General features: G+C 41.2%; 12 protein-coding genes and 1 riboswitch. Of the genes, 4 read left to right on the top strand and 8 right to left on the bottom strand.

Features of this window, described 5'->3' with window-relative positions; translation table 11 throughout:
* Nucleotides 1-29 precede the first annotated feature (29 nt).
* Both BUB11_RS19250 and BUB11_RS19245 read left to right on the top strand, forming a co-directional pair.
* Entirely contained in the window at nt 30-1,640 is a 1,611-nt protein-coding gene (locus BUB11_RS19250; protein ID WP_073031432.1) for a hypothetical protein, read from the top strand.
* A gap of 174 nt (nt 1,641-1,814) precedes the next feature.
* Nucleotides 1,815-2,396 carry a Uma2 family endonuclease gene (locus tag BUB11_RS19245; protein ID WP_073031431.1) on the top strand — a complete coding sequence of 194 codons (582 nt, stop codon included), beginning with the start codon at nt 1,815-1,817 and terminating at the stop codon, nt 2,394-2,396.
* A 147-nt stretch (nt 2,397-2,543) separates the two neighbouring features.
* On the opposite strand, the gene BUB11_RS19240 is transcribed toward BUB11_RS19245, so the two are convergent.
* Entirely contained in the window at nt 2,544-3,716 is a 1,173-nt protein-coding gene (locus BUB11_RS19240; protein WP_084110411.1) for an MFS transporter, read from the bottom strand.
* Between the two features lie 112 nt (nt 3,717-3,828).
* On the opposite strand from BUB11_RS19240, the gene BUB11_RS19235 reads away from it, so the two are divergent.
* Together BUB11_RS19235 and lysA are read left to right on the top strand one after the other, a co-directional pair.
* Nucleotides 3,829-4,179 carry a thioredoxin family protein gene (locus BUB11_RS19235; protein ID WP_073031430.1) on the top strand — a complete coding sequence of 117 codons (351 nt, stop codon included), beginning with the start codon at nt 3,829-3,831 and terminating at the stop codon, nt 4,177-4,179.
* Nucleotides 4,180-4,248: 69 nt separating this feature from the next.
* Nucleotides 4,249-4,422: riboswitch (Lysine riboswitch) on the top strand.
* A gap of 93 nt (nt 4,423-4,515) precedes the next feature.
* Nucleotides 4,516-5,775 carry a diaminopimelate decarboxylase gene (gene lysA, locus BUB11_RS19230; RefSeq protein WP_073031429.1) on the top strand — a complete coding sequence of 420 codons (1,260 nt, stop codon included), beginning with the start codon at nt 4,516-4,518 and terminating at the stop codon, nt 5,773-5,775.
* Nucleotides 5,776-6,149: 374 nt separating this feature from the next.
* On the opposite strand, the gene BUB11_RS27645 is transcribed toward lysA, so the two are convergent.
* From BUB11_RS27645 to BUB11_RS19200, 7 genes are all read right to left on the bottom strand, one after another.
* Nucleotides 6,150-6,302: a hypothetical protein gene (locus BUB11_RS27645; protein WP_159436958.1), complete on the bottom strand. Its 153-nt coding sequence runs from the start codon at nt 6,300-6,302 to the stop codon at nt 6,150-6,152.
* Between the two features lie 342 nt (nt 6,303-6,644).
* Nucleotides 6,645-8,018 carry an APC family permease gene (locus BUB11_RS19225; RefSeq protein ID WP_073031428.1) on the bottom strand — a complete coding sequence of 458 codons (1,374 nt, stop codon included), beginning with the start codon at nt 8,016-8,018 and terminating at the stop codon, nt 6,645-6,647.
* A 30-nt stretch (nt 8,019-8,048) separates the two neighbouring features.
* The gene (locus BUB11_RS19220; protein WP_073031427.1) at nt 8,049-8,936 is read right to left on the bottom strand and encodes an acetamidase/formamidase family protein; all 888 of its coding nucleotides are present in this window, start codon (nt 8,934-8,936) and stop codon (nt 8,049-8,051) included.
* Nucleotides 8,937-8,991: 55 nt separating this feature from the next.
* Nucleotides 8,992-10,338 carry an APC family permease gene (locus BUB11_RS19215; protein WP_073031426.1) on the bottom strand — a complete coding sequence of 449 codons (1,347 nt, stop codon included), beginning with the start codon at nt 10,336-10,338 and terminating at the stop codon, nt 8,992-8,994.
* Between the two features lie 100 nt (nt 10,339-10,438).
* Entirely contained in the window at nt 10,439-11,803 is a 1,365-nt protein-coding gene (locus tag BUB11_RS19210; RefSeq protein WP_073031425.1) for an SLC5/6 family protein, read from the bottom strand.
* Complete coding sequence (locus tag BUB11_RS19205) at nt 11,796-12,509, bottom strand: response regulator transcription factor (RefSeq protein ID WP_073031424.1); 714 nt, start codon at nt 12,507-12,509, stop codon at nt 11,796-11,798. The genes BUB11_RS19210 and BUB11_RS19205 overlap by 8 nt, the downstream gene beginning before the upstream one ends.
* Nucleotides 12,506-13,255 carry a sensor histidine kinase gene (locus tag BUB11_RS19200; protein WP_073031423.1) on the bottom strand — a complete coding sequence of 250 codons (750 nt, stop codon included), beginning with the start codon at nt 13,253-13,255 and terminating at the stop codon, nt 12,506-12,508. Before BUB11_RS19200 ends, BUB11_RS19205 begins: the two co-directional genes overlap by 4 nt.
* Nucleotides 13,256-13,442 lie beyond the last annotated feature (187 nt).

Below are 13,442 nucleotides of genomic sequence, written 5' to 3'. Positions count from 1 at the left end.
ATAAACTGGTGCAAGGAAAGGAATAAAATATGAAAAATGCAAAAGGGAACATCATTACAGCAATCATATGGATAGCACTTATCTTAATTTCGTATTACTTTTTACTAGTACCTATTAACATCCAATCAATAGGCTTTTGGACCTACTTATCCATAATGCTTCTTTTAGGTTCAGGGTTATTTCTGTTGCCTCAGTTTGCAATAGTAAATAATAAGATCATCTTAAATAAGCAAGTATCCACATCATCTTATCTGCTCATTGCGTCAGTGCTGATATTAGTCGTCGCCGGAGTAGTTGCAATTTACTCTATGCCACTATTTCATGCCCAACAATACGCAACTCTAATTGAAAAGCAGGAAGGTAATTTTGCTGAGGATGTTACAGAGATAGCGTTTGATCAAGTCCCAACAGTTGATAGAGATACAGCTCAAAGACTAGGGGATAGAAAAATGGGTGAGATTGTTGAATTGGTCTCCCAATTTAGCGTAGCTTCGGATTATACGCAAATCAACTACCAAGGAAAACCAATTAGAGTCTCTCCCTTGGAATACGCTGGGTTCTTTAAATGGCTCAATAATAAGGAAGCTGGAATTCCAAATATTATTATGGTCGATATGATTAATGGAGAAGTAACTTTAGAAAAACCAAAACAGAATATTATGTATTCTGAAAGTGAACGGTTTGGCAGTAATCTAAAAAGATTCTTAAGATTTAATTATATGACCGATATTTTAGGAGACTTCAGCTTTGAAGTAGACGAAGAAGGAACGCCTTATTGGATTGTAGCTGTCCATGAAAAGAAAATCGGTCTGTTTGGTGGGACTGATGTTAAAAACGTAATTATGCTAAATGCTTCAACAGGAGAGCATCAAAAAATAAGTATAGAAGATGTTCCAACATGGGTTGATAGAGTCTTTGAGTCCGAACTAGTGTTAGAACAAGTTAATTATAATGGAAAATATCAAGGCGGGTTTTTGAATTCGATAGTCGGACAGCGAGGGGTTTTGGCGACAACAGAGGGATACAATTATCTGGCGATTAATGATGACGTGTATTTGTATACGGGAATAACATCTGTGGTGCGTGATGAATCAAATATCGGTTTTATCTTAGTCAATCTACGGACAAAAGAAACGACATTTTACAGTATACCGTCAGCCGAAGAATATTCCGCTATGGATAGTGCCCAAGGTGCAGTACAAGAGAAAGGTTATAACTCAACTTTCCCTCTGCTTTTAAATATCAACGGAAAACCAACCTATTTCATTTCATTGAAAGACAATGCAGGGCTTATTAAGATGTATGCTTTAGTAGATGCAGGGGATTATCAAAAAGTAATAACAGGTGTTACTGTAGAAGAAACGTACGAAAAGTTTACAGTTGGAGGCGCTGGAACAATAGGAAAAGATGCACAAGTTCCAAAAGAGGAATTTGAAGTATCAGCTAAGATTACGGATATCCAAAATGTCGTTATCGAAGGGAATACTTATTACTATATTCTATTAGAAGGACAGGCGGATGTCTTTACAGCGAATATCTCCAAATCAGAAAGATTACCCTTCCTGAAAATAGGTGAAACGATTAGCGTTAAATATGTACAAGACAAAGAAACGGTAAATAGTATTGTAACCGTACATTAAAGTAAGGCATTAAACAAGGGGGCAGGTTCAATATTTTGGATTATCGAAACCAAAATAACAAACTTGTTCCCTTATCTATTTTCAAACAGTTGCAAGCCGCATTGCATGATGTTGGAATGAGTGATATTCAGGCCGGGAACGTGTTATAATATGGAAAAGTGAGGAGGTGTCTAAATGTCGCCTACTTCTAAAGTGTTGACAGCCTATTACAGCTACGCGGACTATTTGACTTGGCCGGAAGACGAGCGGTGGGAACTGATTGATGGTGTTTCCTATAATATGACTCCCTCGCCTACACCAAAACATCAAGAAATTTTAGGAGAATTGTTTCGCATATTGGCAAATTGGCTCACGGGAAATAGATGTCGAGTCTATATGGCTCCCTTCGATGTCCGGCTAGGCGAATCAGAGCAGCCCGATTCAGTAATTGATAAGGTTGTTCAACCAGATATTTCGGTGGTGTGTGATCCGCGAAAAATTGATGAGCGCGGATGTTTGGGTACACCGGACATGATTATAGAGATACTGTCACCTTCAACGTTTAAAAAAGACTTAGGAATAAAACTAGGACTTTATGAAAATTCGGGGGTAAAAGAGTATTGGGTCGTTCACCCCTTGGATGAAACAGTCCTGGTATTTCGACTTCAAAACGGTCAGTATGGAAAACCCACGGTCTACTCTGCACCTGATGAGGTTCCGGTAGAGTTATTTGAGGATTTTATCATACCATTAGAATCCGTTTTTCGACGAATTTAAGTACGAGAAGCAGCGAACCTGACATGAGGATTAGATAGTTCATTGCTTTAATGATTTTCACCGATTTGAACAGGGAACGCAAAGGATATAGGGATTTTTAAGCGAATTTTGTATAAGCAGTAAAGCCATCACCTGACCTAAGTCTGGCTAAGATGATGGCTTTAGAGCTGCCTTAGGAGTATGCCTCTTTCTTTTAGCAGATATTAAGCAGCTTATTAAGGCTATTCCGCTACAGATAAATGGTAAAGCGAAAAAACCCCATTTTGTAATAACCAAACTGCCTGTCATAGAGCCAAGAGTGATACCGATATATAATGCTGTATTGTTTAAGGCAAGTGCCATTCCTCGAGTTTCTGGAAATTCTTCTGCCAAACGTGCTTGGTATGAAGTAAAGGAGGCATATCCGGTAAGTGCCCATAAGAATAACAAAAGATAAACTAAAGTTCTTGCTGAGAAGAAAAGGCCTAATAGGGCAAGTACGCCGATAAGTATGGCTGTACTGAAAATCGATACCATTCTTGTACCAATTTTATCTGTCACTCTCCCACTGCATAAACTGCCTAGTACAGCCCCTATACCAAAAACGGTAATTGAAGCTGCAAGCTCATTGGAGGAAAAATGATTATAGAGAACCAATCCTGTGCCAAGAAAGACATAAAGAGCATACATGGCAATTGCCCAAAAAGCAGTTACACTTACTGCGGAAATAATTCTTAACACACTGCCTTTTGTCGGTGCCTCTATGGAATCTACTTTTTGTATTGATGCCCAAACTCTAAAGTTTAAAATTGACAGTAAAGCAGCAATTATAGCTAAACCTATAAAAATAGCACGCCACCCGAGAACTTGTTCTAACATAGTTCCGATAGGTGCACCTGCCCATAATGCCATAAGATGTCCAGATACTACCACAGAAAGCCATACCCCTCTGTGTTCAGGTAAGGCTGCGTCGCCAATAATTGCATAAACTAAAGGGGTTATAGCTGCCACAGATAAACCAGCAAAAATGCGACTGATTATTAACGTAGTAAATGAAGGGGAAATGGCTGTTGAAAAATTCGACAGGCAAAAAGCTAATAAACCGAATACAATAAAAAGGCGGCGACCTTTGCGGTCTGAAAGCCACCCGAACAGCGGAGCACTAAGGGCATACATAAGCGAAAATACGGTAACTATCCACCCTGCAACAGCGGGCGTTATTCCATATTCTTTAGCGATCAACGGCAATAATGGGGATATAACAAACAAATCAGTGCCAATAATAAATAAGGTGAGCCATCCGGTAAGAAGATAAATGGTTTCTCTTAAGGTCAGACGCAATTAAATCACCCATAATCAATATATCGGTAATGAGTTTGTTTATGATTAAGCCGCACAAGATTGAGATATTCTTTAAATTGGGGTAAATCTAAAGCAGGGAGAGTCAATAGAAATGAGCATTAAATCGGCAGTTATTATTGAGACAAAAGAGCACCTCGAACAGTTGATGGCAGAAGAGAAACAGGTAATTCTTTATTTTAGCTCCGTAGATTGTAATGTTTGCCAGGCCGTTTTCCCGAAACTTATGAGTCTAGCAGAAGGCTATCCAATTAAAGTAATCAAAATATCTGTCGCTGAACAGACAGAAATAGCAGGGCAATCCTCAGTATTTACAGTACCGACTATTTTAATATTTTACGAAGGCAGAGAAATTTTGAGAGAAAGCCGATTTATTGATTTTCTAAAAGTCGAAAGGACATTAAATTTCATAAAATCAGTGCAAACAGGGCAATCTGAAGAGTAGAAACTATGACAAATATTAAAATTTGATTGACATTTATTTAAACATTGTTGCATAATTAAACAACTCAATAATTTTGATAGAGGCGCGGTTATTAAGAGTAAGTACACTAAGCGATCCAGCGATGAGGTGTGCCGAAAGGAATAATTGCCGAAGTAAAAGCTGCGGTATAAGGACTTTTACTGGTTATGTATTTAATAGGTACATGACTGTCACCCAGACGTTGGGTGGAGCACTATCTCTTAAAGATTGGCTTAGATATTTAAGCAGTTTAGGAGTGCGCTCTTTAAACTGTTTTCTTATTATTTAGAGTATAAATTAAGTAAGGGGAGAACATTAGTGGCAGAAAAAACATTACCTTTTGACAAGCAACAGCTGGAGACATTGATCGACCGATACGGTTCACCTTTTCATATTTATGATGAAGCAGCTATCCGAAAAAATGCCCGGAAATTGATTGAGGCATTCAGTTGGGCACCGGAGTTTAAAGAGTACTTTGCAGTCAAAGCAACACCTAACCCATATATCCTTAAAATCTTGCGTGAAGAAGGATTCGGAGCGGATTGCAGTTCAATGGCTGAACTGATTTTAGCGGAAAAGGCTCGGATTTTTGACGAAAATATTATGTTCACTTCCAATAATACCCCTGTTCACGAATATAAAAAGGCCAAAGAATTAGGCGCAATTATTAATCTGGATGACATTACTCATATCGATTTTTTAGAGAAAAATATCGGAATGCCTGAAATTATATCATTTCGCTATAATCCGGGCCGCTTACGCGACGGAGGGAACGCGATTATTGGCAAACCGGCTGACGCTAAATACGGTTTAACAAAGTCGCAAATTTTTGAAGCCTATCAAATTGCCCGAGAAAAAGGAGTAGAACGCTTCGGGATTCACACAATGATTATATCTAATGAACTTGATTCTAAGTATTTTATAGAGACTGCCACTATGATGTTTAAGCTTATCGGAGAGATAAACGAGAAATTAGGGATCAGAATTGAATTTGTAAATTTGGGCGGAGGCATTGGTATTCCTTATCGACCGGATCAAGAACCCGTTAGCCTGGATGCTATAGGCAAAGGGATAAAGAAGGCTTACGACGAATTGATTGCGGCTAAGGGGCTGGACCCATTGAAGATCGCCCTGGAGAGCGGACGGATGATCATGGGCCCCTATGGTTATTTAGTAACCAAGGTGTTGCATAAGAAAGAAATATATAAAAATTATGTAGGGTTAGATGCCTGTATGGCTAACTTAATGCGTCCAGGTCTCTATGGGGCTTATCACCACATCACAGTGATGGGCAAAGAGGATTGGCCAGCTGATTACATTTATGATGTAACAGGGGGGTTGTGTGAGAACAACGACAAATTTGCTATAGATAGGGCGTTACCCAGAATGGATATTGGGGATATTGCTGTTATCCATGACACTGGAGCACATGGCCATGCTATGGGATTTAACTATAATGGCAAATTACGCTCGGCAGAATTGCTCCTCAAAGTGGACGGAAGTGTGGAAGTTATCCGCAGAGAAGAGACGATTGAGGACCTTTTTGCTACTTTAGATTTTTCGGGGCTGGAGGATTAATTTACAAAAGGGGGCGTGGCGAAATAAACTTTTAATTTCGATACGGCCCCTTCTTTATTTTGTAATTTCTTCTACTAGCCAATATATAGATTTTAAAGTTGTTTCATCAATATCACAGTGCTCTGTGCGGCTTGCCCTTTGAGCCTAAAGGAGTCCACTTGCCAAAGATCATGGCTGCGAGGGAGATGTAACTTCGTTCACCGCAGAGACAGCAATTAGAAATTTAAATACATTAATTGAAGTAAAAAGCTTATTTGTTTTATTCAATAGTAACAACCTCCATTCGATTCACAAAGAACACCGTATTTTATCAAGAATACAGTGCTCTTTGTGCTGAAAAAATGCTATCTGACATCGACATGGGTTATTTGTGCCTATGACGGATCACCAAGGAAAAACGCTATGCTGTCGCTATTGATTCCTGTAGTAATTTGATTTAGAGTTATTTGGTCAATGTATTTATCAGCCCCTTCTTTAATGAATGATGTTCCATTTTTATTTTCGACCAAAAAATTATTTTCTATCATATTAATACTCTTGTTTGTAGCAACTTGTATAACTTAGTATAAATCCGTTCTAGAATATCGGCATCTGTATAAACTATAGGCTTGAAAAATAAATTCCTAGGTATTTTCCTAGGTAATTTCTCAGATATGATAAGCCTAATCTAGGTATCTAGGTATCATCCAAGAGTTTCCTCGATATTAACTCGATAGACATAGGTTATCGGTGATGTATCATAAGTCTTTTTGGGGCTAAATAGTTCTATTCTTGCGAATTTCTTCGATAATGTAGCATAAACAACAAGGCTAGAGGGGTTATAGATGCCCTCTAGCCTTGTTGTTATAGTAAAAGTATTACTGGTTTAATTACTTAAAAGCTGGTGGTTTTTCTTTAAAGAACTTAGTTTTATAGGCTGTGTAGACAAAGCCTATGGCAAGCCAACTGAAACCAACAATTTTGGCTTGAGGCTGGAGACTCATCCAGACATAGAAGATGATAATGAACCCTATGGCTGGCAGGAGGAGGTATTTGAACAAAGAGGTCAGATCTGTTTGCTTGCCCCTGATCACGTAGTGGGATACCACGGAAGCGTGCAGAAACATGAAACCGGTCAGTGCTCCGAAGTTGACCATAGAGGTCAGGAGGTCCATGCTAAGAAGTGCACCAATGGCAATTGCGATAAAAGCCACAAACAGAGTGCTCATATAAGGAGTTTGATACTTGGGATGAATTTTACCCAGGAAAGCGGGCATCATCTTGTCACGGGACATGCTGTAGAGCAGACGGGAGATTGCGGCTTGAGCCACGAGCCCGTCACCGATCCCCCAAGCCACGGCTGTCCCCAGAGCGACAAGAATTCTAAGCCAGTTTCCTCCGGCTACTTGAGCGACCGCGTAGAATGCGGTGTCAGGGTTTTGGAAGGTGGTGTGATCTGGCCAGAGCAGTCCGGCCAGGTACGTTTGAAGAACAAAGAGTCCGCCGACGAGAATTAAGGCCGTTACCGTAGCTCTGCCAACAATCTTCTGAGGTTCTTTGGCTTCTTCAGCCAGAGTACTGATAGCGTCAAAGCCTAAAAAACTTAAAACCGCCAGGGAAGTGGCAGCCATGACCATATCCATGTTGAAACCTTCAGGTTTCCAAATGGGGTCTAAGGTGAAAGCACCTTGGCCGGCCCCTTTCAAAACTGCCACAAAGGCCATGACCACAAAGATTACAAGAACAAACAGTTCAAAAATCAGCAGTCCGATATTAGTTTTAGCAGTGAGCTCAATCCCGCGGAAATTTACCACCGTGTTGATAATAACAAAGAGAGCGATCCAGCCCCAATAAGGAAGGATGGGTAAGATCTCCTGCAGAGCATAACCTGCAACAAGGTAAACCAAGGCAGGGGTGAGAATGTAGTCTAAAAGTAAGGACCAACCCGCAAAAAAACCTACATAGGGATTGATTCCCCGAGAAGCGTATGAGTAGACGGAACCGGCCATCGGAAAGGCTTTCGACATTCTGGCGTAGCTCAATGCTGTGAAAATCATAGCAATAATTCCAATGATATATGCCATAGGAGCCATCCCGTTAGAGACATCGGTAACATATCCGTAAATGCCCATTGGAGCGATAGGAACCATGAAAACCATTCCATAGAAGAGCAGGTCCTTAAAACTGAGAGCTCTTTTAAGCTCTTGCTTATATCCAAATTCCTCTAGGCTTGAACTGTTCGGGGGATTCTCGATATTTGGCATAAATAAAAACCTTCCTTTCTAAAAAGAATTTTAAAGAATTTTGAGTTGATTAAGAACACTGAGAGGCATAGAAAATCTGGCAGTCTTTAAAGGATCTACGATTTGACAGATCTGAGCGTTACCACAGGCACTCATTAACATGCCGGCTTCGTTGAGACTGAGAGAACTTCTCTGAGTCAGGAATTGAGCCATCTCGATAGTCGCTGTTTCGATCGCTTGATCGAGGGTTAGAGCCGAAGCAATGAAAGCCAGTTCTTTTTCAGTCTGTACGACGGGATTGCTGATTTCCCAGTTATCGACCTTGCGGATGATTACATCCACCTCGCCGGAAACTTCGACGCCTGAAACCATGATTTCCCCATCCCCCATGACGGCATGCAAATCTCCAAGTGCGAACAGGCCGCCATCTACCTGAACGGGCAGATAGAGGGTAGATCCCGGTTTGATCAGGGTGCAATCCATGTTGCCGCCGTGACTTCCAGGAGTTCCGCAGGGTACTCCTGCTCCTTCCGGGGCAATCCCAATGACTCCGATCATTGGAGTTAAGGGTAATTGTAAATTTTTAAAGCAAGCAGTGTCCCCTTCGATGGGGATAATCAGGGTTTCTGATTTTTTAATCAGGCTGCCCAGAATACCTGCATCAGGGGCAGCAACCATTTTACCCGGTGATTTGACCCGAATCGCCTGAATCGTGACTGAGATGACATCCCCGGCCTTTATTCCGTTTAGAAAAACTGGACCTGTAGCGGGATTGACGCGCTCAAAGTCGAGAATTTCAAGAGTATCCTGAGAGGAATTGATTTGCTCACTAAAGCAGTCCAAGGTTTCCAAGGTCAGCTCACAGGGTAAATCAACTTGAGCAACGGATAAGTTGTTTTTATCCAAGGCAAAGAAATGCGTATCCTTAGAGATGAACATACCGAAACTCCTCCTTCTTAATTTTAGGCAGACGATTTGTCCTTAATGTAACCCCTTAATACTCCTCAGATTTAAAACCTTCCTTACCTAAAAGCTTCATACCGATCATGTAAACCAGGCCAATACTTATCCAGACAAAACCCAGTTCTTTAGCCAAGAATCCCAGGCTCATCCAGACATAGCCGATAATCAAGAGACCGATGACGGGAAGCAGAAGATGGTTCAGATAATCCCGACTCTTCTTCCGGATGATAAAATGATTAATAACAGTAATATGAAGGATAAGGAAGGCGGATAATGCACCAAAGTTGATCAGGGATGCCAAGTCATCGATTCCAATGCCAGCCATAATGATCACCAGGGTAATTAAGGCTACGAGGATCGTACTGATATAGGGCGTCTTATACTTGGGATGGATTAGAGCAAGTATCGCAGGCAATTTATGGTCACGAGCCATACTAAAGAGTATCCTAGAGATTGCAGCTTGAGCAACTAAGGCATTGGCAATACCCCAAGCCAAGGCTGTAGCTACACTGCTTAGCCCTCTTAGCCAGTCTCCTCCCGCGATTTGGGCAACTTCATAGAAGGCTCCGCTCAAATCCTGAAATGACGTATAGTCAGATACGATTAGTGAAGCCACCCAAGTCTGAAGGATAAACAGACTCCCGATGATTGGAATGGTTAGGATAATAGCCTTTCCTACAAGTTTGCCGGCAACGGTTCGATCCCCTTTTACTTCCTCTGTAAGAGTGGAGATGGAGTCAAATCCGAGGAAGCTAAGTACTGCGATGGAGGCAGCACTCATCAGCAGAGGCAGATTGAATTCTTCCCTGTTAATGAAGGGCTTAAGAGAAAAATGGGCCGCATTTATATGAACATATACTGCAGTAATGCCAACCAAAAGGAAAATTAAAAGAACGATGATTTCCAAAGCGACAATCACTTTATTAGCTTTTGCCGTAATCTCAATGCCTAAAATATTGATGACGGTATTGATAAAGACGAAGACGATTACCCAAGCCGCCCTGGGTAGAAACGGAATCATGGTATGTAGAGCGGTAGCACTCACTAAATAAAGCAGAGGAGGTATCAGGATATAGTCAAGCAGAATAAGCCAACCGGCTACAAAGCCAATATGCTCGTTAATTCCCCGCTGGGCGTATGAGTAAACGGACCCGGCAACAGGGAAGACTTCTGCCAGACGTGCATAGCTTAAAGCTGTGAAAAGCATGCCAGTCATCCCAATTAGGTAAACCAGAGGAACCATGCCTTTGGAACTGCTGGCAACATAGCCGAAAATCCCAAAGGGTGCAATGGGAACCATAAAGATGATTCCGTAGATTAATAAATCTCCAAGTGTTAACGAACGCTTAAGCTCTTCTTGATACCCTGAATGCGGCATTGTACTTTCACCTCAAGAGAATTATAAAATTATTACATAACGATACAATGCTACTTAATCTGTATTATATCAGGAGACGCAGCGCGGCTTTTGCAAAAATTTACCCAGTTTTTATAATTTCCTGCATTTTTTCAAGGAAACTAAGGCAAGCCTGTAGAGCAATACTTAAGCTTAAACAGAGGATGGGCGTGTAAAAGAAACCAAACCTCATATGAAGATAAACCCCCAAGATTAAGGGAATCAGGCCGCTATAAGCAAAAAATCTCTGAGAGTAAGTGGTCCGGAAAAGGGTAATCAGATAAGGGATGATCAGGGAGGCATACAAAATGCCTAAGCCAGAGATTACCTCGATTAGAGAACTGTAAAGCAGGAAGAGAAAAAAGGTGCCGACGAGCAGGTTTATAAAGAGTGAAAAAATATACCCGCGTTTAATTGGGTTCGACTCTTTGACGGGGTGATCAATCTCTCGGAACTTATAATAGAGTAAGACGGAACTGAAAAGATTGAGAGCGTAGGAAGAAAAGACGGCAATGAAGACTGTGATGATATATAGATTAAGCAAAACAATCGAGTTGTTTTGCTCCAAGACTTGAAGGATGATATTCCCGGTGAGTATTGTTTCAGACATCCCGTAAATCGTGATGGCCGAGTAGCCCATGGATATGGCAAAGACACAGAATATGGTGATCAAAAGGATGGAATACTGCCGTTGCGGCTTAAGCCGGTATACGCTGTGCCAGAGGGAATGATCGAGGAGGTACTGGGAGGTCAGGATGATAATTCCGGTCAGTACAAGAATAGTCCATTCCGAGAAACTGAGCGGGTTAAGAGGGATGATGACAAGATCTTGGTAGGTGGCATAGACGCCTTTTTCTAAGAAGACGGAAACAGTGATCAAAGCTGTGGTGAAAAAGACAAGGATCATTTGAGGTTTGGCTCCCTTGTTCAGGGCTTCAAACCCTCCAAGTCCTGCATAAATAAAGGAAAAGACAACCATAAAGAACACAATCCTATAACTGGATTGGAGAAAATAGGGACCTAGTAAATACTTTAAGGCTGCCAACTGCAGGAGCATGTTCCCTATATTTATCCCGAACAAGACCATCAAATGATATCTGTAGCTATTGGTATCGGATTGTGTTCTTAATAAGTCATGGATACTCTGAATCCCCTTCTTTTTACGGAGTTTGTAAAGGATTAGGACATAAATAAGGAGACTGGCCAAGACTGTGAAGGCAAAGGCTATACCACCTAGAACACCAAACAGAAGTACATAGATTATGGCGAAGGCCAGGAGATCCCCGGAAATCAGACGCGACAGTAAGAGGTTGGTACCTGTACTCAGCCCACCAAATCCGGATCGTCCTTCGGTGTAGACTTGCAGATTGGGAAATGATCCGATATGCGGGAACAGAAAAAGGATTAGGATAACCCCAAGATATAAGGGGATATACCAGTTAATCATAACGACCACTCTTCAGTTCTTTATACTTACTGGGGGTTAACCCCTCGTATTTTTTGAAAATGCTGTTAAAATAGTTTTGACTATGAAAACCAACGACATCGGCTATCAAAGCCATGCTGTAATCTGGATGTTTGAGGAGTAGAGACTTAGCCTTTTCAATTCGGTATTTCATTATATAAGAAGGAATGCTGAGTTCCATTTCATCCGAAAATTTCTTGCTCAAATAGGTCGGGCTGACGTGTACAGCTTCAGCTAGGCTTTCTAGGCTAATTTTTTGACTAAAATCACTGCTGATGATATCTAAGACTTGCTCAACGACGACGGTTTTAGACGGGGAATACCCACTGCGTTCAATGAACTTCTCAATCGCTTCGTCCAATTCGCCGGCAATGATAGGCTTAACTAAATAATCGACAACGCCTAACTTGATGGATTTTTGAGCATAGGCAAAGTCCTGATAGGCGGTTGTGATGATAAAACTCAGATCGGGATTGTCTCCCTTCAGAGTTTCAATAAGCTCTAAGCCTGAGATGCCGGGTAGATGGATATCAATAAAAGCCAGCACAAACTTATAATCCCGGGATAGTTTAAGAGCTTGAGAGGTTTCTTCGGCACAATAGATCTCCCATACTGGCCATTTCTGTTTTATCATGTGAGTGAGTTGTTCTAGTTCCAAGGGTTCATCATCAACCAATAATAGCTTCATAGTTTAACCTCCGGAGTGTAGGGCCAGACGATACTGGCCTCTGTCATTTCTTCTTTCCTTTGAATTTTTAATTCCGTCCTCATATCAAAGGTCATTTCCAAGCGCTTACGCAGGTTTTTTAAGCCGATACCGCTAGAAAGGAAGGCCTCCTCAATTCTAAGCTCCGGTCCGTTGTCTGTAACAATTAAGGAGGCCCAGTTGCCCTGACGATACAGGGATATTTTGAGAAACTTCTGGCCTGTCTTTTTATCCAATCCGTGTTTAAAGGCGTTTTCAACCAAGGTTTGCAGGGTGTAGGGAGGTAGGAGAGTATCTCTGGCCTTGGAGTCGATTTCAATCACGGTTTGTAGTTTTTCCCCAAATCTAGTCTTTTGAATACAAAGATAGTTTTCCGTATGTTTTAACTCTTTTTCAAAGGTCACAAGCGGTTCTTTTTCCATATAGTTGTATCTTAGAAAAAGAGACAGATTTTCCACGGCTTTGACCGAGTCCTCTAGGCGTCCTAATCGTCCCAGACTGGTAATGGCATTTAACGTATTAAACAAAAAATGAGGCTGGATCTGCTGGTTGAGTTGCATGAATTGGCTTTGCTGTAAGTCATGCTCAAGACAAACTCTTCTGTTTTCAATTTCCAAAATATTAACTTCCTTCTCGAAGAAGGATAAAAGAATAATAATTACAAAACCGGCTACCGGCAGGAGCGTGCTCACCATTAAGGACAGAGAAAAGACATTATAAGAAATCATGGCATTCACCTAATCCTAACAGCTTTTGGAGACTTATATCAATCTGATGCACTCTTCTTTTATTATTCTGCATAGGCCCCCCTCGAATACACTGTTGTTGCTGTTAGTATTCAATACTAGTTTTTGAAGTCCTGCTTCCTTGCAATTGTTTTAGGATAGATTGACAAAGTGATGGAGGAAACTTGTA

It is taken from the genome of Desulfosporosinus lacus DSM 15449, from assembly GCF_900129935.1.
In the GTDB taxonomy this organism is placed as follows: Bacteria; Bacillota; Desulfitobacteriia; order Desulfitobacteriales; family Desulfitobacteriaceae; genus Desulfosporosinus; species Desulfosporosinus lacus.
The sequence above is the reverse complement of the archived record's forward strand: the minus strand, read 5'-3'. Positions and strand labels throughout refer to the sequence as shown.

What these genes read in the sequence shown, in the direction of transcription:
- BUB11_RS19210 (WP_073031425.1), bottom strand. Translation starts at nt 11,803, where the DNA reads ATGATTAACTGGTATATCCCCTTATATCTTGGGGTTATCCTAATCCTT.
- BUB11_RS19220 (WP_073031427.1), bottom strand. Translation starts at nt 8,936, where the DNA reads ATGTTCATCTCTAAGGATACGCATTTCTTTGCCTTGGATAAAAACAAC.
- BUB11_RS19235 (WP_073031430.1), top strand. Translation starts at nt 3,829, where the DNA reads ATGAGCATTAAATCGGCAGTTATTATTGAGACAAAAGAGCACCTCGAA.
- BUB11_RS19215 (WP_073031426.1), bottom strand. Translation starts at nt 10,338, where the DNA reads ATGCCGCATTCAGGGTATCAAGAAGAGCTTAAGCGTTCGTTAACACTT.
- BUB11_RS19200 (WP_073031423.1), bottom strand. Translation starts at nt 13,255, where the DNA reads ATGATTTCTTATAATGTCTTTTCTCTGTCCTTAATGGTGAGCACGCTC.
- BUB11_RS27645 (WP_159436958.1), bottom strand. Translation starts at nt 6,302, where the DNA reads ATGATAGAAAATAATTTTTTGGTCGAAAATAAAAATGGAACATCATTC.
- BUB11_RS19225 (WP_073031428.1), bottom strand. Translation starts at nt 8,018, where the DNA reads ATGCCAAATATCGAGAATCCCCCGAACAGTTCAAGCCTAGAGGAATTT.
- BUB11_RS19205 (WP_073031424.1), bottom strand. Translation starts at nt 12,509, where the DNA reads ATGAAGCTATTATTGGTTGATGATGAACCCTTGGAACTAGAACAACTC.
- BUB11_RS19245 (WP_073031431.1), top strand. Translation starts at nt 1,815, where the DNA reads ATGTCGCCTACTTCTAAAGTGTTGACAGCCTATTACAGCTACGCGGAC.
- BUB11_RS19250 (WP_073031432.1), top strand. Translation starts at nt 30, where the DNA reads ATGAAAAATGCAAAAGGGAACATCATTACAGCAATCATATGGATAGCA.